15 protein-coding genes and 1 rRNA gene are annotated in these 19,077 nt (G+C 34.0%); 4 read left to right on the top strand and 12 right to left on the bottom strand.

All coding sequences use genetic code 11. From position 1 onward, the window contains the following. Window positions 1-140 precede the first annotated feature (140 nt). From ACWPVO_RS06265 to proB, 5 genes are all read right to left on the bottom strand, one after another. On the bottom strand, window positions 141-869 hold the full coding sequence (locus ACWPVO_RS06265; RefSeq protein WP_454207302.1) for a TraX family protein: 729 nt from the start codon (window positions 867-869) through the stop codon (window positions 141-143). Window positions 870-1,415: 546 nt separating this feature from the next. After that, a complete protein-coding gene (locus ACWPVO_RS06260; RefSeq protein ID WP_454207300.1) occupies window positions 1,416-2,348 on the bottom strand; it encodes a CPBP family intramembrane glutamic endopeptidase in 933 nt (310 codons plus the stop codon). A 190-nt stretch (window positions 2,349-2,538) separates the two neighbouring features. Continuing rightward, a complete protein-coding gene (gene gltS / locus ACWPVO_RS06255) occupies window positions 2,539-3,792 on the bottom strand; it encodes a sodium/glutamate symporter (protein WP_005956931.1) in 1,254 nt (417 codons plus the stop codon). Window positions 3,793-4,020: 228 nt separating this feature from the next. Next, window positions 4,021-5,277 (bottom strand): glutamate-5-semialdehyde dehydrogenase, encoded by a 1,257-nt coding sequence (locus ACWPVO_RS06250; RefSeq protein ID WP_454207297.1) that lies wholly within the window; start codon window positions 5,275-5,277, stop codon window positions 4,021-4,023. Continuing rightward, window positions 5,255-6,037, bottom strand: a complete 783-nt coding sequence (gene proB, locus ACWPVO_RS06245; RefSeq protein WP_060800791.1) for a glutamate 5-kinase — start codon at window positions 6,035-6,037, stop codon at window positions 5,255-5,257. Before proB ends, ACWPVO_RS06250 begins: the two co-directional genes overlap by 23 nt. Window positions 6,038-6,195: 158 nt before the next feature. Here proB and ACWPVO_RS06240 point away from each other — a divergent pair, with 158 nt between their 5' ends. Beyond that, on the top strand, window positions 6,196-8,496 hold the full coding sequence (locus ACWPVO_RS06240; protein ID WP_454207295.1) for a bifunctional dihydroorotate dehydrogenase B NAD binding subunit/NADPH-dependent glutamate synthase: 2,301 nt from the start codon (window positions 6,196-6,198) through the stop codon (window positions 8,494-8,496). An 807-nt stretch (window positions 8,497-9,303) separates the two neighbouring features. Here ACWPVO_RS06240 and ACWPVO_RS06235 read toward each other — a convergent pair. After that, entirely contained in the window at window positions 9,304-9,609 is a 306-nt protein-coding gene (locus ACWPVO_RS06235; RefSeq protein WP_454207293.1) for a cupin domain-containing protein, read from the bottom strand. Window positions 9,610-9,686: 77 nt separating this feature from the next. Here ACWPVO_RS06235 and ACWPVO_RS06230 point away from each other — a divergent pair, with 77 nt between their 5' ends. After that, window positions 9,687-10,163, top strand: a complete 477-nt coding sequence (locus ACWPVO_RS06230) for a pyridoxamine 5'-phosphate oxidase family protein (RefSeq protein ID WP_454207291.1) — start codon at window positions 9,687-9,689, stop codon at window positions 10,161-10,163. Between the two features lie 56 nt (window positions 10,164-10,219). Here the strand turns inward: ACWPVO_RS06230 and ACWPVO_RS06225 are convergent, their stop codons facing one another. The 3 genes from ACWPVO_RS06225 to ACWPVO_RS06215 form a co-directional block, all read right to left on the bottom strand. Further along, window positions 10,220-11,176, bottom strand: coding sequence for a bile acid:sodium symporter family protein (locus tag ACWPVO_RS06225; protein ID WP_454207289.1), 957 nt, complete (start codon window positions 11,174-11,176; stop codon window positions 10,220-10,222). Window position 11,177: 1 nt separating this feature from the next. Continuing rightward, a complete protein-coding gene (gene panC, locus ACWPVO_RS06220) occupies window positions 11,178-12,011 on the bottom strand; it encodes a pantoate--beta-alanine ligase (RefSeq protein ID WP_454207287.1) in 834 nt (277 codons plus the stop codon). A gap of 154 nt (window positions 12,012-12,165) precedes the next feature. Beyond that, a complete protein-coding gene (locus ACWPVO_RS06215; protein ID WP_454207285.1) occupies window positions 12,166-12,972 on the bottom strand; it encodes a disulfide bond formation protein DsbA in 807 nt (268 codons plus the stop codon). A 205-nt stretch (window positions 12,973-13,177) separates the two neighbouring features. On the opposite strand from ACWPVO_RS06215, the gene nrdD reads away from it, so the two are divergent. After that, window positions 13,178-15,301, top strand: coding sequence for an anaerobic ribonucleoside-triphosphate reductase (nrdD, locus tag ACWPVO_RS06210; RefSeq protein WP_454207953.1), 2,124 nt, complete (start codon window positions 13,178-13,180; stop codon window positions 15,299-15,301). Continuing rightward, the gene (gene nrdG, locus ACWPVO_RS06205) at window positions 15,301-15,795 is read left to right on the top strand and encodes an anaerobic ribonucleoside-triphosphate reductase activating protein (protein ID WP_454207283.1); all 495 of its coding nucleotides are present in this window, start codon (window positions 15,301-15,303) and stop codon (window positions 15,793-15,795) included. Before nrdD ends, nrdG begins: the two co-directional genes overlap by 1 nt. Before the next feature lie 162 nt (window positions 15,796-15,957). Here the strand turns inward: nrdG and ACWPVO_RS06200 are convergent, their stop codons facing one another. From ACWPVO_RS06200 to rrf, 3 genes are all read right to left on the bottom strand, one after another. After that, a complete protein-coding gene (locus ACWPVO_RS06200; protein WP_454207281.1) occupies window positions 15,958-17,838 on the bottom strand; it encodes an S-layer homology domain-containing protein in 1,881 nt (626 codons plus the stop codon). Between the two features lie 211 nt (window positions 17,839-18,049). Further along, on the bottom strand, window positions 18,050-18,682 hold the full coding sequence (locus ACWPVO_RS06195; protein ID WP_454207279.1) for a hypothetical protein: 633 nt from the start codon (window positions 18,680-18,682) through the stop codon (window positions 18,050-18,052). Window positions 18,683-18,959: 277 nt separating this feature from the next. Then, a 5S ribosomal RNA gene (gene rrf / locus ACWPVO_RS06190) occupies window positions 18,960-19,076 on the bottom strand. Window position 19,077 lies beyond the last annotated feature (1 nt).

Below are 19,077 nucleotides of genomic sequence, written 5' to 3'. Positions count from 1 at the left end.
AGTCCTTGGAAAACCCTTGGATATTTACTTAAAGTTAAAAGATTTTGAGATCACTTTCTTCTATATTATATGACAATTCTTTATGGTCTTTTTAAATTGCTTACAAAAATAAAAATAAAAAAAGAGGCAAGCCTGCCTCCTTAAATATTAAAATAAAATCTCAAGAGTCCAAGTATAAATAGATGGACTGGATAAAATAAATAATTAAAAATTTTATTCTGTTTTCCCTTCTCTCCGTTATATAAAATCGTAAGACCAAAGCCTAAGATGGACCAAACTTCTTTCACTATTGTAAGGTAGGCACAGATTGCTCCAGCCACTGGTCTCTCATAAAGCATATAGAAGACAAAGGCTGTCAAGATTGCATGAAAGTCGTAGTCGCCTGATACAAAGTTGGACACAAAAAACATAATAATTAAAAGCGGAATAGAAATAAGAATCCAAAACTTTCCAAGTTTATCCTCGTATCTTTTTCTAAACTCGTCTAGTATCCAAATGCTAATTAGGGACAGGGCAAGTGAAAACAAGACGTTGTTAAGTCTAAACTCTAATATGACTTTCGACGAAAACATGTCATAGGGAATTTCTGATATCACTGCAAAGAATATTAGGTGTAGAAGATATTTCTTTTTGTCGTGGGTCCTAAAAAATCCTTCTACTATAAAGAAGGAGAAAAGCGGAAAGGCAATTCGTCCTATTACATCAAAGATAGAACTTATAAATTGCAAAGCTCCTCCACCTTCTAAGTTGGGCCAAATTAGTGCCTTGTTTATGTGATCAATTAACATGGAAGTAAAGGCAATATATTTAAGCTGAGCTCCATTTAAAATTTGGAATTTTTGTAAATTTTTGTGCTTAAATCTTTCCACAATCTTCCCCCTTATTTTTTGTTAGAGAATTATTTTACAATAGACTCCTACACTTGTAAAGTTTAATTACTCTTAAAAGGTATTTTTTAGCTTTCATTTAACCTATAGTCAAAAATTTTTGAATTATCTGTTACACAAGTGATAATTTCCACTTCACTTATCATAAGCATTTTATTTAATTTCTTAATTTCTCTATGAATCATTACCAAGTTGACGTCAAAAGGATTGTCTATAATCTTTTTTATTATTCTTTCTTAATTTCATCTCTCACCTGGTCTGGAGCAAAGATACCTGTGAAAATCATCCTAAGTCCAAAAGTATTTGAAATTGGGTATGCTGGATATGATGTAGAAATATTTGTCAAAACTCCACGAAAAATTTTATACTAAATATTAAAAACTTTGTGGGCTTTCTAAAAACCGCAAGATTTTAACTCCTTATAATTACAAATTCATGAAATATATGATGATAATAATTAATTACCCGAATACAACAATTTTGTCATTATCTATAAAGAATGAATAACTTTTTAATTCAAGTTAAAATTCATTTATACTTTTTATTTAATAAAAATGGAGTATAAAAAACTATATTAATTATTACAGATACAAATAAAAATTCTTTTGTAAAAATAAAATCTTGATTGTATTCTGCACTAGTAACATTAGCCATAAACATATTGTGCAAAAGATGGATAAAGGTTACCATAATAACGCTTCTACTCTCCATGTAGATGAGTCCAAGCACTATCCCAATGGCGATACAAAATACAGTAATTTCTATACCTGCGTAGAGACCTTCTGTTCCAGAATAAAATACCACACAATACAAAGGAAAATGAGCCAAGCCCCACATAAGACCAGTTAACAAAACTCCTATTCTATTGCCATATAATGATTGAAGCCTTGTTTGTGAAAAATATCTCCAACCATATTCTTCACCCATTGTAAATATTAAATTAAAAGTTGTACTAATTAATCCTACTGTAAAGGTTCCAGCTAATCTATTAAGAAGATCAGTAAAATCAACTTCTGATTGAAAATAAAAACTTAATATTCCCAATCTAAATAAATCTATTATAATTACAATAAAAGCCCATTTAAGAAATAAAGAAAAATTAAATTTTCCTCTTAATCTTTTATCATCTATCGTTAATACATAAAGACTAATTAGCCAACCCAAAGACACGACAAAATTTATATTATTTAAAACTTTTTCTGAAAAGAATGACAATATGTAAAAAAATATAAATAATATGAAGTATAAGGAATATATCACACTAAATTTATCTTTAGATAAATCTTTTAACTTAAAATCTTTTTCTAATAAAATTGCAATAAAAGCAGGAACTAAACTCATAACAAGTGTTATAACCCCTGCATTATCTACTTTATAAAAATATTTACATGTAATTCCTATCAAAAAATCTAGAAAAAAAACTATAAATAAAAAGTATTTTATTTCTTTTTTTGTGCTCATATTAACTCCTCTCTTACTATATTTATTAACTCACTCATTTATTTATATTCACGAAAATATTTTTATTAACAAAAGAACATTTCTTTAATGCATACAGTTTTCCCTGACTTTCAAATATAAATAACAAGCAGCTTTTATAGATTCAAAAAAGACCACAAAGTCTAACTTCGTGGTCTTAAATAATTTACTATTATCTTAATGTTTGAGCAACATTTAAGAATACTGTTATAAAGAATGAGTTAATGATATCAATTGCAAAAGCTCCTACCATTGGTAGTATAAAGTATGCTTTTGGAGATGGACCAAATCTTTCAGTAATTGAGTCCATGTTTGCAAGTGCGTTGTAAGTAGCGCCCATACCAAATCCACAAATACCACCTGATAAAACAGCTGCATCATAATCTCTACCCATAACCCAATAGTTAATGAAGTAAGCATAGAATGCCATGAATATAGTTTGTGCAAATAGAATTACAAGCATTGGTCCTGCAACTTCCTTTAGGTCTAGTAGGTTGATGTCTATAAGTGCCATTACTAAGAATACATTAAGTCCAACATCACCACAGATAGAGTTTGCTCTATCATCAACTGCCCATTTTGAACCTTTCTTACCAATTGTATTTACAAAAATACCTGCAAGAATCATGGCAGTTACATAAGCTGGTAAGCTTAATGGGTTACCCATAATAGAAACATGTTCTTTGATGAACACTTGAAGAATAGCGCCAAGTCCAACTGATACAAAGATAAGTCCTAAAACTTTGATAAAATCTAATGCTTCTAGTGGAACAACTTTCTTATAGCTTTCTCCAGCATTGTTCTTTTCTAAGTTTTCAAGAACGTCAATATTAGAACCGTTTTTGTCAAGTGGACTAGCTAATTTATGCTTTCTAATAAGTGTAGAACCAATAGGTCCACCAATTAATGATCCCATGATTACACCGAATGTAGCTGCCGCCATACCAAATGTTGACGCGTTAACAAGACCTTGTTCTTCAAAAGTTGTACCCCAAGCTCCTGCTGAACCGTGTCCACCTACCATTGTAACTGAACCACAAATTAAACCAAGTAGTGAATCTACTCCTGTAACTTGTGAAAGTACAAGTCCAATGGCGTCTTGGAATATAACTAATACAGTTGAAACTAATACAAAAAGGATAAAACCTTTTCCTCCTTTTTTAAGTGTTTCAAGGTCTGCTCCTACACCAATTGATGTGAAGAATACCATCATGAATGGATCTTTTAGTGTTTGGTCAAATTCGAAAGTACAAATTCCACCAAGTTGTAATAAGAATCTAATTATTGCAAAAAGGAATCCTCCTATTACTGGTGCAGGTACACAAAATGTTTGAAAAAATTTGACTTTGCTTCTAATAAGTTTACCTATGTAAAAAACTATTATTGCAAATCCAACAGTTTGCATGACATTAAATGAAATATTCATTTAATCTCCCTCCTTTATAAAAATATTTGTCTTTATCTGACACATATATTATAATAAAACCTTTTCATATTTGCAATAGGATTTTTTTTATGTTTTTTAGTTTAATATCGCTTTTCTGTTAGAAAGTAATAGATTTTATAATCAATAATTTTTCATAAAAAAACAAGAGTTTTTATTTACTCTGGCATGTATCCTATTAATTTTCAATTTATAATATATTATTATATTTTACTTCCTGTATTCCCCGTGACCAAAGATCACATACTTGTAGCTCACAAGTTCATCAAGTCCCACTGGTCCTCTTGCGTGAAGTTTTTGTGTTGAGATTCCAAGTTCTGCACCCTTGCCAAACTCTCCTCCATCTGTAAATCTTGTTGAAGCATTTACATAAACGCAGGCTGAGTCAACTTCTTCTAGGAACTTCATAGCCCTCTCATAGGACTCTGTCAAGATTGACTCTGAGTGGCCTGTTGAATACTTTGTAATGTGGTCTATTGCCTCATCTACATCATCAACTGTCTTAACAGAAATTTCGTAGTCCAAGTATTCTCTACCGTAGTCATCTTCCTCTGCCTTCACTGCATTTTTAAGCTTAGGAAGAGCTGCTTCATCAGCGTGAACTTTTATCTTATGTTCTTCTATGACTTCATTGAATAAGTCAAAGAATATATCTGGTAAATTCTTATTTAAGACAAGAGATTCCACTGCATTGCAAACTCCAATTCTTTGAGTCTTTGCATTTTCAATAATTTTTACCGCATTTTCAATGTCGCACTCATCGTCAACATAGATGTGGCAATTGCCCACTCCCGTTTCAATTACAGGCACCTTGGCATTTTCAACTACTGAATTAATAAGTGAAGCTGATCCTCTTGGAAGTAGCAAGTCAACATAACCCTTTAGTTGCATTAATTCCTTTGAAGATTCTCTCGATGTGTCCTTTACAATTTGAACAAAGTTCTCGTCATAGCCAGAATTTTTTATCCCAAGTCTAATGGCATCTGCAATGGCGATGTTGGACTTGATAGATTCCTTGCCTCCACGAAGGATAATGGCACTTGAAGCCTTTAGAGATAAAATTGCCGCATCAAGAGTTACGTTAGGTCTTGATTCATAAATTATGGCAATAACTCCCATTGGGACAGTTTTCTTGCCAATTAAAAGCCCAGCGTAGTTTTCTTCCATTGATAGGACCTTGCCCACTGGGTCTTTGAAGTCAATTACCTCATCAATGGACTTGGCCATAGCTTCGATTCTCTCATCAGTTAAGAGAAGTCTGTCGATTAGGCCTTCTGGCATATTATTTTCTCTGCCCTTCTTGATATCCTCTTCATTGGCTCTTAAAATATTTTCCTTTTGGCTTAAGAGGGCCTTCTTGATTTCAAGAAGCATGGCATTTTTTTCCTTAGTTTTTAATTTCTTTAACTTGTAGGAAGCTTCCTTTGCAATCTTCCCCATTTCCTTAACACTTAAAGTATGTTCCAATTTCTTCTCCTTTAACTATATCTCTTATTATCTTCATCTTTTCTCCAGATCCAATAACAACTTCTATGTCCTTTTCTATGGCAAGCTTGGCAGCCTTTATCTTGGTGTACATGCCACCAGTTCCAACATTGGATTCAGTTTCCTTTGCCATGCCTTCAACCTCATTTATATCTGCAACCTCGTGGATAATTTTTGCATCAGGATTCTTCCTTGGGTCATCTGTATAAAGTCCCTCAATGTCTGTAAGCATAATAAGTAGGTCTGCCTTAATCATCCTGGCAATAACTGCTGAAAGGGTGTCGTTGTCCCCAAATTTAATTTCATAAGTAGAAATTGTGTCGTTCTCGTTTATTATTGGTATTACATTCATACCTAAGAGTTTCTCAAAGGTGTTCTCTGCATTGACCCTCATCTCTTGGTCAACTTCTATAGTCCTAGTAAGAAGGACTTGGGCAGAGTTGTAACCATAGGACACAAGGGACCTGTCGTAAATATTTGTAAGGGCAACTTGACCCACAGCTGCAGCAGCTTGCTTGTCAGAAGTTTCTTTAGGTCTTTCCTTTAGATTTAATTTTGCACGTCCTGCTGCAATGGCACCTGAAGAAACAAGGACAACATCATAGCCTTGATTCTTTAAGTTTGCTATCTCAAAGCAGAGCTCGTCAATTTTTTGTAAATTTATTTTTCCATTGTCGTGGGTTATGGAAGATGATCCAACCTTTATCACGACTTTCTTTATTTCTTTTGAAAATTTTCTCATTTCAACCACCTTACCTATAATATACTTGAAATTTACACATTAGTAAATATTTTTCTCCCTTGCTAGCAAAATTCAATTAAATAAATAATCATACTATATTAAATTTTTCTCACCTGTAATTGACCTTATGCTATAATAAGCTTGGGAGTGTGATGATTTTGCCAAAAATTTTAAGAAAAAAAGAACTTGCGCCAAATATATTTTTATTCGACATATATGCGCCTAAAATTGCAGCCTCTGCAAAACCAGGCCAATTTATTATTTTAATTGCCGACAAGTATTCCGAGAGAATTCCCCTAACTATTTCTGATTACGACATAGATAGAGGCAGCGTTCAAATAGTAGTCCAAGCTTCTGGCGAATCTACAAAGAAAATTGCAGCCTTTGAAGAGGGCGAAAGCTTTAAGGACTTTGTTGGACCTCTTGGCCACGCATCAGATTTTTATTACATGGACCTAGAGGACTTAAGGGACAAGAGATACCTATTCGTAGCAGGTGGAGTTGGTACTGCACCAGTTTATCCTCAAGCTAAATTTTTCAAAGATAAGGGTCTTCACTGCGACATAATCATTGGAGCAAAGTCCAAGGAATTTGTAATCCTTGAAGATGAATTAAAGTCCGTTTGCGACAACCTATACATAGCAACTGACGACGGATCCTATGGCTTCAAGGGTCTTGTAACTGACAAGATCGTGGATCTTGTGGAAAATGAAAAAAAACATTACGACCAAGTCGTTTCCATTGGACCTATGATAATGATGAAGTTTGTCTGCCTAACAACTAAGAAGTTCGGCCTTCCAACAACAGTTTCCCTAAATCCAATTATGGTTGATGGAACTGGCATGTGTGGTGCCTGTCGTGTTTCTATAGGTGGAAAAACTAAATTTGCCTGCGTTGATGGACCCGAATTTGACGGCCACCTAGTGGACTTCGATTCTGCCATGAAGAGGCAAAGACAATATATAGACAACAAGAAGACTCACACAATAGCTGACCACCACTGCACAATGGACCTAGCAGTGTCTGACCACCTAGCCAAATCTTCTGCCCAAGATAATCAAGGTCTTGTAATAAAGAAGGCTGAAGACAGGTTTAAAAAAGTTCCAATTGCTGAACAAGCACCTGATGAAAGAAATAAAAACTTCAAGGAAGTTTGTCTTGGCTACACTGCAGAAGAAGCAGCCACTGAAGCTTCAAGATGTCTAAACTGTAAGAAACCTGGCTGCGTTGAAGGCTGCCCAGTTTCCATTGACATACCTGGCTTCATAAAGGAAATCGCTAGTGGCAACTTCGAACAAGCCTACAAGGTTCTTTCCCTTTACACTTCCCTTCCAGCAGTTTGTGGTAGGGTTTGTCCACAAGAATCTCAATGTGAAGAAAGATGTGTCCTCTTAAATAGGGGCGACGCAGTTTCCATTGGTAAGCTTGAAAGATTTTCAGCTGACTATGCAAGACGTCACCAAGTCCAAGAAAATTCTGACATCAGAAAGATTGACAAGAAGGTTGCAGTGGTTGGAGCAGGTCCAGCTGGTCTTACTTGTGCAGGCGAACTTGCAAAAATGGGCTACGACGTAACAGTTTTTGAAGCCCTTCAACAATCTGGTGGAGTTTTAATCTACGGTATTCCAGAATTTAGACTTCCAGACGAAGTTGTTGAATACGAAGTTGAAAATATTAAAAAACTTGGAGTTAAATTTGAAAACAACTTTGTTATAGGAAGAACTGAGACCATAGACGACCTAATCAAGGATGGCTTTGAAGCAGTCTTTATTGGATCAGGTGCCGGCCTACCTAAGTTTATGAATATTCCTGGTGAAAACCTAAATGGAGTTTATTCAGCCAACGAATTCTTGACAAGAAACAACCTCATGAGGTCCTTTGATGAAGAGTACGACACTCCAGTTAATGTAGGAGAAAAAGTTGCAGTTATTGGCGGCGGCAATGTTGCCATGGATGCTGCAAGAGTTGCAAAAAGACTTGGAGCTGATGTTTCCATTGTCTACAGACGTACTGAAAAGGAACTTCCTGCAAGGACTGAAGAAGTCCACCATGCCAAGGAAGAGGGCATTAAGTTTGAAATGCTAACTGCTCCTGTTGAAATCCTTGGAGACGACCAAGGCTGGGTTAAGGGAATGAAGTGTGTGAGAAATGAACTTGGAGAACCCGATGCATCTGGTAGAAGAAGACCTGTTGCCGTAGAAGGTAGCGACTATGAAGAGGACTTCCAAACAATTATCATGGCCCTTGGAACAAATCCGAACCCACTAATTTCTTCAACTACAAAGAATCTTGACATAGAAAAATGGGGCGGCATCATTGTAAATGAAGAGTCTCAAACATCTCGCCAAGAAATCTTTGCCGGTGGCGATGCAGTTACAGGATCAGCAACAGTAATCCTTGCCATGGGTGCTGGTAAAAATGCCGCAAAGTCTATCGACGAATTTTTGAGAAATAAATAAGATTATAGATAAATAAATTAAGGGAAGAGTTTTACCTCTTCCCTATTTTTGTGTATTTATTACTTAAGTTAAGATGTTTTGAAATATTTTTTAAAACATAATTATATCTTTAAATCTTCTTATATAGTTTTGAAAAAATATTATAAAATGAAGAACTAAAAGATAGAGGTAGTTATTGCTACAATTATATCTCTTGCTAGGTCAATCAGCTGTGGCAATGATGCAAGTGAATCGGATTATGACCATAGGGGATCGATTGCTTTTTGATTTCAATTTGTATATTGAAATTTTTAAGGGTATAATTTTTAAAAATAGAAAAGTGGGGTAAAATTAACGAATTTAGAATTAAAAGACTTTAATGTTCTATTAAATAATTTCTACAATTATTACTTAGTAGACTATCTTGAAGAAGTTGTTTCAGATGAGAATGAGGAGTTATCAGCAGTATTATTAATAAACGCCTTAGAATAATTCATAGAGTTATGTGAAAGAACAATCATTAAAATTCCATTTTATGATTTAGAATCTTATTTAAAACTCAATTATTCAGATTATGAGGAAATTTATAATAATATAATGGAAAAATACAGAAAAGAAAACAGCATTTATCCAGGTAAAAATGATTTTAGAGAAGAATTTAGTGAATTAAACATTGGTAATTAAAGAAAGGGGTTATATGAAAAAACTGATGAAATATCTAAATTAAAACAATAATTTTCAAGCTTACAAACTTTTTATAAGTCCACAAATTTTTACAAAGTCCTATTCTTTTATAAGTCATAAGTTTTTTCACCTGACACTAAAATCCTACTTCCTAAAAATACAGAGCCAAACTGCCTTCTCCTGCCATGAAACCTTGTGGATCTCGTGGGGTCTTATTACTAGGCTGTCCCCTTCTCCTAAGTCAAGTCTCCTTCCATCTTCATATTCTATTTGGGCCTTGCCCCTTAATAAGAATACAATTTCAAGTTCCTCTTGGTCATAAAAGCCTGTGACCTGATTAAGTGACATAGTCCTAATAACTTTTATTCCCTCATCTTCATAAATTTTTTCTTCAATTTCTTCTTCACTAGAAAATCTTATATTTTTAAAAACATTGTATAATTTATCCATAGGCTAATTATAGCATGACTTTAAATCTCAATATATAATACCAAAGTAATTTGCTATAATTATAAGAGAGGTGGAAAATGTTTAGAGAAATGAGAAGAATAAAGCAAGAGCTTCCCCTTGAAGAAGCTAAGAGCTTGCTTATGAAAAATAAAAGAGGAGTCCTATCCTTTAATGGCGAAGATGACTACCCCTATGCCATTCCCATAAATTTTTTATATTACGAGGAAGAAAATAAAATTTATTTTCACGGAGCTAAGAGTGGCTACAAGCTAGACTGCATCAAGAAAAATAATAAGGCCTGCTTCGTGACCTATGGAGACGAAAAACTTTCAGAAAATGGCTGGTCCTACTATCTAAAGAGCCTAGTTGCCTTTGGAGAAATTGAAATCATAGAGGACAGAGACCTAGCAGCCCAAAAATTAATAAGACTTGCTTCAAGATATTTCCCTTCAATGGAAGAAATAAATGAAGTCATGGAGAGAAGTTTTAAAAATGCCCTAGTCTATTCCCTTAACATCCAGCACATGACTTGCAAGAGAGTTCACGAAAAATAAAAAATCACAAGCAAAAAACCAAGGTCTTAGTATTACCTAAAACCTTGGTTTTATTTTTATATATTTAATTCAATTTCTTCTAATTTCTTTTCCCTTTGACTTTCCCTATAGTGGGCAAAAATTGAACCAATTAGGTTTTGAACCACAGAGAAAATTGCTCCTGGTAGTGCTGCAAGTGGATTCATGGCAAAGTTTGTGTTTGCAAGAACTACTGCAAGACCAGAGTTTTGTGTCCCAACTTCAATTGAAAGAGTTGACTGCTTGTCGTAATCAAGCCCCATTAATTTCCCAAGTCCTAGTCCAAGGCCAAGACCTAAAATATTGTGGATAATAACAACTCCAAAGACTAAAAGTCCTGAAGTCATAATTTTTTCTGCATTAAGTCCCACAATTGCTGCAATAATTAGGGCAATCGCCATAGAAGAAATAAGTGGGAAGACAAAGTCCACCTTCTTAATTCTTTCTCTTAATAGTGCCTTGGCAATAATTCCAAGACCAACTGGCAATACAATTACCTTCACAATAGACATAAACATTGCCACAAAGGAAACTTCAACAAGAGATCCTGCCATCATGTAGACAAGAAGTGGCGTCATAATTGGTGCAAGTAGGGTTGAAGCAACTGTCAATAAAACAGAATAGGCAAGATCGCCTTCTGCAATGTGACTCAATACATTAGATGCAGTTCCACCCGGGCAAGTCCCAACAAGGATAACCCCAAGGCTTATGTCCTTTGGCAATTTAAAAATCACTGATAAGAGAAGTGCCAAGAGGGGCATAATTGTGTACTGGCAAAGAGCTCCCAAAAATATAAGTTTTGGTGCCTTTAAAAGATTTTTAAAGTCCTCAATTTCTATGTTAGTTCCCATACCAAACATTGCCGCTGCCAAGAATAGGGCTGTGTAATTTGTCATCCCCTTAAAGGCATCTGGGTACCTCAAGGCAGTTGCAGATAGTAGCAGGATAATTAAGATCAAGTATTTTTCTATATAAAGTGAAATTTTTCTAAACAATTTACACCTCGAAGAAAAAGTTGTCAATAAGTCTAGTCGTACCAAACCTAACAGCAAGAGCAACAAGGCAGTCCCTATCAATGACATCCATGTCTTTAATCTCTTCTGTGTCAACAACTTGAACATACTCAATATCAGCAAGTTCTTCGGTTTTTATTTCATCTTCAATAATCTTAATTAAATCTTCAGCCTTCATGCCCTTTGTCATGGCAGCCCTACCCTTTTCTAGGGCCCTATGAAGAACTGGTGCAGCCTTTCTCTCTTCATCAGACAAGTAAACATTTCTTGATGAAATTGCAAGGCCGTCCTCTTCCCTCTTAATTGGGCAAGGAACAATTTCGATTCCAAAATTCAAATCCTTAACCGCCTTCTTAACAATTAAAAATTGTTGGGCGTCCTTCCTGCCAAAGTAGGCTCTAGTAGGTCTAAAGATATGAAATAACTTTGTTAAGACAGTTAAAACTCCCCTAAAGTGAATTGGGCGAGTCTTGCCACATAAGTTGTCCTTTAAATCTTCGATAGTTACATAAGTTTTGTGATTTTGATAAAACTCCTTAGGGTCTGGTGTGAAGACTGCGTCAACTCCAGCCTCTTCACAGAGTTTAAAATCTCTTTCTTCATCTCTTGGGTAAGATTCATAGTCTTCGCCAGGTCCAAATTGAGTTGGATTTACAAAAATAGACACGACTACAATATCGTTGTTCTTTCTTGCTTCATCAATAAGTGACTTGTGACCTGCGTGCAAAAATCCCATAGTAGGAACCAAACCCACAGACTTTTGGTAATTTCCCTTGGTAAATTCCAAAGCATCTTCTACATTTCTTAGTACCTTCATCATTCTCTCCTTAAAAATTTATTTTGGAGAAATATTTAATTATAAATATTTAAGTACGGTTTATAAAAATAATACCGTCTCCGGCAATATTATAACAAAAATAATAAATTTTTGCAGAAAAAAAGGCACTAAATTAGTGCCTTCTTTAAAAGTTTTAAATTATTTTCACTACCTCAAAGGAATTTATTTTTTTAATTCCAACTCTTCCATCTCTTATAAGGTCTTCTAAGATTTTTCCTCCTCCAAAGACTATTTTAATTTCTTCCTTTAAGACTAAGTTGTAGGACCTTATGTAGTCCATAATTTTTTCTTCGTCGCTTAAGTTTTCTTCTCTCTCTTCTAGTTCTAGGTTTTCTAAGAAAAATTCTTCTACTCTTGAGAAGTCCATTATGTTTTGCAAGACTCTAGAATTTTTTGTAATCAAGAAGCCTGGGAGTTTTTTTATCCTGTAGTCAAAGGCCTCCATCCTATCTTGTAAAAATAAATCATGAGAGTTTTCGTAATTAAATAAAAACTCATCATAGTCTAAGCCAAAGCCTTCTAAGATTTCTTTTTGAACTTCTAGCTTAAATATATTTTTCTGAAAGACTATGGCTTCTTCTAAAGTTTTTCTCATGTAGTCCCTGGCTAGGTCCTTATTCATTTCTTCTACTGATATGAAGTACTTGTCCAAGGGATAGGACGACTTGTAGTCCTTTGTGAAGAGGTCTGGCGAAGCTTCAAAGCCAGGCATGTGAGTTATGGTTCCACTTGCCCTATACATGTCAAAGAGGATTTGGTTCCCAAGGTCAACTGAGTTCTTGTCTCTGAAGTTCTTTGGCAAAAATTCTTCGTAGTTACCAATTAGTCCTCCCATGACAAATTCATAGGAAAAGTTTTTATATTTTCTTTCAAATTTTCTAATTATTGGAAATAGTCCCCACAAGAAGGGATCTAATACGTCTGTAAAAATTTTTAACATAGGTCCTCCTAATCTAGGTCGATTATATCAAAGAGAAAAAATTTTTTCAGCAAATTCTTCTACAAAGGACTTGACTTTTAAATATTTTACAATATTCACCACAATATATGTTTTCCTTATGGTTTTCATATACTATATGTAGTATAATTATATCTGCATTAGAAATGGAATTATTATTTTTTATATAAAAGGAGAGATGGAAAAAATGCCAGAAGTTATTAAGAGAAATGGCGAGAAGGTTGCCTTCGACAGGGACAAAATTGTAATCGCTATTGAAAAAGCTATGCACTCAAGTTCCGGTGTCTACATTGAGGACCAGGCTCTTGAAATTGCCAAAGAAATTGAAGAACTTGCTAACTCAAAGGGCCTTCCCCTATCAATCTATGACATTGAGGGAGAAGTTTATTATCGTTTGATTCAAAACAACAACCCAGCTACTGCTAGGGCTTACGAATCTTACAAGTCAGTTCAACAATACAAGCGTGAACAAAATACTACTGACGAGGATATTCTTGGTCTATTAAACGAAACTAATGAAGACTTAATGGATGAAAATTCCAACAAGAACGCTGTTATTGCCTCTACTCAAAGAGACCTAATAGCTGGTGAAGTTTCTAAGGATATAGCCAAGAGAAAAATGATCCCAGCCGACTTAGTTGAAGCTCACGAATCTGGCGCCATCCACATCCACGACATGGACTACTTCATCCAACCAATTTTCAACTGCTGCCTAGTTAACATGAAGGACATGCTTGACAATGGAACTGTAGTTAATGGCAAGATGATTGAAACTCCTAAGTCCTTCCAAGTTGCCTGCAATGTTATGACACAAATCATTGCCCAAATTGCCTCAAACCAATATGGTGGTCAAAGTATTAATATTTCCTGCCTTGGCAAGTACCTAAGAAGGTCTTACGAAAAGAATCTTTCTCTTGCCCTTGATACTCTTGGAGATATTGAACTTGCTGAAAAAATGGCAAATCAAATGACTAAGAAGGATCTTGAAAGCGGAATCCAAACTATTCAATATCAAATAAATACTTTGATGACTTCCAACGGTCAAGCACCTTTTGTTACCTTATTTATGTGGCTTGAAGACGACGACCAATATGTTGATGAAGTTGCAATGATAATAGAAGAAATCTTAAAGCAAAGAATTCAAGGCATTAAAAACGACGCAGGTGTTTATGTTACACCAGCCTTCCCTAAGTTAATTTACGTTCTTGATGAAAACAACATCAACAAGGACTCAAAATATTATTATTTAACTTCTCTTGCAATTAGATGTACTGCTAAGAGGATGTACCCTGACTACATTTCTGCCAAGAAGATGCGTGCCAACTACGAAGGCAACGTATTTTCTCCAATGGGTTGCAGGGCCTTCCTTCCACCTTATAAGGACCAAAAGGGCAACTACAAGTTTGAAGGAAGATTTAACATGGGAGCTTGCTCTATCAACCTTCCTCAAATAGGAATACTTGCAGGAGGAAGCGAAGAAAAATTCTTTGAAATCCTAGAAAAGAGACTAGACCTAGTTAAGAGGGTTGGACTATTGCGTTACGAACACCTAAAGAAGGTTAGCAGCGATTCATCTCCAATCCACTGGCAACATGGTGCCATTGCAAGACTAGGCAAGCACGAATCCATTGCTCCTCTTCTTTTAAATGGTTATTCAACAGTTTCCCTTGGCTACATTGGAATCTACGAAGCCACAATGCTTATTAAGGGAGTGAGCCACACAGACAAGAAGGGCTACGACTTTGCCATGAGGATCATGGACACACTTAACGATGCTGTTAATAAGTGGACTGAAGAATATGGAATTAAGTTTACACTATATGCAACACCAGCTGAGTCACTTACACAAAGATTTGCCAACATCGACAGAGAAAGATTTGGCATCATAGAAAATGTAACTGACAAGGGTTACTACATCAACTCCTTCCACGTTGACGTTAGAGAAGAAATTTCTGCCTTTGAAAAATTTAACTTCGAGGCAAAGTTCCAAGACAAGTCAACTGGAGGTTGCATCTCTTATGTAGAAATTCCAAACATGGGTCACAACCTAGAAGCCCTAGAGACAATTGTAAGATATATTTACGACAACATCCAATATGCAGAATTTAACACAAAGTCAGACTATTGTGCAGAATGTGGCTTTGATGGTGAAATCAAATTAAACGACCATGGCGATTGGGAATGCCCACAATGCCACAACACTGACAGGTCAAGCCTTACAGTGGTAAGACGTACTTGTGGCTACCTTGGTGAAAACTTCTGGAACGAAGGCCGTACTAAGGAAATTAACGCAAGGGTTCTTCACATATAATGAACTTTGCCCAAATAAGAAAGTATGATGTTGCCAATGGCCCTGGCATAAGGACCACAATTTTTGTGACAGGCTGCACTCACAAGTGCCCCAATTGTTTTAATGAAGAGTACCAAGACTTTAACTTTGGTAACCCTTGGACTCGCAAAGAAACAGATGAAGTTATAGAAGATTTAAAGTTAGATGAAGTTAAGGGCTTGACAGTCTTAGGTGGTGAGCCCTTCCAAAATGAAGTGGACCTCTTGCAAGTTCTTCGTGACATAAAAAAAGAAGTCCAAAAGGAAATTTGGATCTTCTCTGGCTATACTTATGAAGAAATTTTAAAAGACCAGGACAAAAAGAAATTACTAGAAGAGTGTGACGTCCTAGTTGATGGAAGATTTGTAGAAGCCTTAAAAGACTTGAGTCTTAGATTTCGAGGATCCTCCAACCAAAGAATAATAAATATAAAAAAATCCTTGGAAGCCAATGAAGTAGTTTTGTTTGACCTGTAAAATTTAATTACGAAAATATTTTTCTATTCTCTCAAGATATAACTGCTTAGATAAAAATAATAAAAACCCCAGTATTAATAAAGTGAACCTTAAAGTTGGTCTAAATCCAACAAAAGTAGGTCTCCTTTAGGTTTAATCTGGGGTTTTATAATTATGTTTTTATTAATCTGCTTTTTTTATTATAACATTAAAGAAACCACTGCCACTTGTTCTATCGGCAAAATCAATATCAACTGATAACATTACCGTTATCTCTTCTAAAGGTGGAGTAATTACAGCCTTTTTTATATCCTCTAATTTATTTTTATCTACTTTTATTTCTTTTATTTCAGGTAAATTAGGCGTTGATATTGCATTTTTAATCATTTCTAAAGTAACTTCATCTCCTTGTTTTATAGAAATATCTGTAAATTCAATATCATGGTCCTCTGTTTTATCAACTTCTATTGACACTTCTAATTCACCAATTCTACCATCATTAAATATAACTTCAGCATTAAATTTTATTTCCTTTTCTTGTGATAAACCATCTAATACATCTTGTACTTCTTGTATTTTCCCTTCATCTACTATAATGTCTTTTACATTTTCGACATTATCCATTTCAAGGTGTTCTTTAATTGTTTCTTTATTAAAAGTTGTGTCATCCATATCTAATTGAATGAAAGTTTTCATTGGAATTTTTGTATAAACTAAATCACCATTTTCAAAGTAAATATTGTCAGCATATTTTAAGTAAATGATAGGCTTCAAGATTTTTACATCTTCTGGCAATTCACCATTTATAGTAACTGTTATTATTCCATCTTTTTCTTCAACACTATAAAGATCTTTATTTAACTCTTGTTTTTTATATTTTGGTGTAGATTTAGAAATTGCATCAACACTGTCATAATCCTTTTTAGAAATATAATTTAATTTAATATATCTCTCCTCAGATTCTCCTATTTTTTTAACATCACTAAGAAGTGTTTTTATTCTTATTTGATTATTCTTTAAAGATGTATAATACTTACCATTGTTTTTATTTCTAGCATCTCTTTCACCCAATACCTCGGAATCAACTAGAATATTCTTTGCAATTTTTCTAAAGGATCCTATATACTTTTTACCTTCAAATTTTGTTAATTCTTCAAGTTTTTTTATCTCATCTGAAGATAAGTCTTTTTTGTTTAACAAAATCTTAGCTTCTTCTATAAGAGATTTTAAATCAGCTATTGATTTTTCATTTTTGGGAGTCTTAACTCCTCCTAGTTCTAATAAATCATTTTTTCTCGAATCGATTATTGCCTTTAAAATCTTTTTCAATTCAATAACGTGTTGATTCTCTGAGCTACTCTCACTTACTAATGTATTATTACTTTTTTTATTACTTTCCTTATTTTCATAATAGTTATAATTATGTCTTGATTCTTTAGTTTCTTTTGTAATTATAGACGCATTTTTAGATTTCTTGCTTTCAGATTTATAATTTTCTGAATTGGAATAAATTGTATTAAATAAAAACTGAAAAGCATCTTTTCTAAGTGCGAATGAATTTGGATTAATATTTTTCCCACATATGTTTTCTTCTTCAGCCCATTTAATCCAGTCATAAGGCCACTTAGCATTATTTATTGCAGTCTTATTTAAATTCTTTTTGTGGCAAACAAGAATCTTTAGAAGCTCTGCATTAGTAATATTTTTCTCACCTTTAAATGTTCCATCTGGATACCCACTTATTAAGTTCATGTTATTCTTTGCATAAGAAATCACACCGTTGGCCCAGTAATCTTTCCCTACATCGCTAAAAGGTATTTCTTTTCCTTGTAATTCAATTGCCTTATTTTTATTCCCAAGTGAATAAACTAAAATTTTCGTTATCTCACTTCTTTTCAAATTGTTTTCAAGACCTAAACTACCATCTGGATAACCATCTATTATCCCTTTTTCCTTTAAAAAAATTACTTTCTCAAGTTCATTATCCTTGGAAGCAAATACACTTATATTAAAGACCGACAAAAACATTAAAATAACTAATAAATTAACAAATCTTTTTAACATCAATTCCTCCTTAGTCTATACTTTATTCATACAATTTTTAGACAATATTAATTGTATCAGAGCTCAAATTTTAAAATAATTTATATTAATGTAATGATTTTAATCAAAAAAACAAAAATCGATTTTGTAATTATAAACAAAAAATACCTTCCTTACTGGATTGTCCAATAAAGAAGGTAGATTTATCTATCCTGAATTTTTTTGTCCTATTTTATTCTTCTGGTGGGATTGGCTTTTCTAAATTTTCATTGTCAAAAAAGTCTGTGCCGTCATTTGCATTATCTTGGAAGGTCCCAAAGGTAGAAAGGTAGTCCACACCATCAATTGTGTAGTAAATTTCAATCCTTAAGTATTCCAGAAAATATTTTTCAAATTGAGTGCTATATCTTTTAGTCTCATAAAAATACCTTCCATCATCAAGTCTGTCTAGTTCTCCCTCTATTACCCTCTGTTTTTGATCGTCAGCATAGTGAGAGGCAGAGGCAAAGATTTTTATTTTAGGTATTTCTGGCTCATAAACTTTTCCATCTTTTGTAAATTCAAAATAAATCTTATTATCATAATTTAAATGAATACAAGGAATGTCGCCTTCTATCCTTCCAGCAATTTTATCCCTTACTTTCATGACCTTACTCTCAGGTAAACTTTCAAATTCCTCTCTCTCAAAGGTCCTTACAATTGGTTTTCTCTCATCATTGGAAACTTGAATATTTACTTTAACGCCGTTCATAGAATTATTCCTACTAAAATTTGGAGTTGGAGAAAAATAAATTTGAATGGCTGCAAATAAAATTATTGTAAGAATAATTACAATAGCAAAAACTTTTGCGACTTTACTTTTCATAATATCACCTACTTATAGTTTACCCTAAAAATAATTCAATATCATCAACTTTTAAGGTCAGGCAGATTATTTATAATTCCTTTAAAGATTTCCATACTATATAAATTTTTCCAATAAAAAAATCTCCCAAGAGGTTTTGGAAGATCTTCTTATCTTTAATATGTAATGAGATTACTCATTGTGGAATAATTAAAGCAAAATATTTTACTAATTTTAAAAGGAGTATTTAAAATAAAAAGTCTATTGACAAAGGAAACCTTACATCAATAGACCTTTTAACTGGCGATAACTTACTCTCCCAGGTCGTTGCCAACCAAGTACCATCAGCGGACTAATGCTTAACTTCTGTGTTCGGTATGGGTACAGGTGTGTCCATTGTCCTATTCTCACCAGAT

This window comes from Peptoniphilus sp. Marseille-Q6390, assembly GCF_965119475.1.
This window is presented reverse-complemented; position numbering and strand designations above follow the sequence as displayed.

What these genes read in the sequence shown, in the direction of transcription:
- ACWPVO_RS06260 (WP_454207300.1), bottom strand. Translation starts at nt 2,348, where the DNA reads ATGAGCACAAAAAAAGAAATAAAATACTTTTTATTTATAGTTTTTTTT.
- gltS (WP_005956931.1), bottom strand. Translation starts at nt 3,792, where the DNA reads ATGAATATTTCATTTAATGTCATGCAAACTGTTGGATTTGCAATAATA.
- proB (WP_060800791.1), bottom strand. Translation starts at nt 6,037, where the DNA reads ATGAGAAAATTTTCAAAAGAAATAAAGAAAGTCGTGATAAAGGTTGGA.
- ACWPVO_RS06235 (WP_454207293.1), bottom strand. Translation starts at nt 9,609, where the DNA reads ATGGATAAATTATACAATGTTTTTAAAAATATAAGATTTTCTAGTGAA.
- ACWPVO_RS06230 (WP_454207291.1), top strand. Translation starts at nt 9,687, where the DNA reads ATGTTTAGAGAAATGAGAAGAATAAAGCAAGAGCTTCCCCTTGAAGAA.
- panC (WP_454207287.1), bottom strand. Translation starts at nt 12,011, where the DNA reads ATGAAGGTACTAAGAAATGTAGAAGATGCTTTGGAATTTACCAAGGGA.
- ACWPVO_RS06215 (WP_454207285.1), bottom strand. Translation starts at nt 12,972, where the DNA reads ATGTTAAAAATTTTTACAGACGTATTAGATCCCTTCTTGTGGGGACTA.
- nrdD (WP_454207953.1), top strand. Translation starts at nt 13,178, where the DNA reads ATGCCAGAAGTTATTAAGAGAAATGGCGAGAAGGTTGCCTTCGACAGG.
- nrdG (WP_454207283.1), top strand. Translation starts at nt 15,301, where the DNA reads ATGAACTTTGCCCAAATAAGAAAGTATGATGTTGCCAATGGCCCTGGC.
- ACWPVO_RS06200 (WP_454207281.1), bottom strand. Translation starts at nt 17,838, where the DNA reads ATGTTAAAAAGATTTGTTAATTTATTAGTTATTTTAATGTTTTTGTCG.
- ACWPVO_RS06195 (WP_454207279.1), bottom strand. Translation starts at nt 18,682, where the DNA reads ATGAAAAGTAAAGTCGCAAAAGTTTTTGCTATTGTAATTATTCTTACA.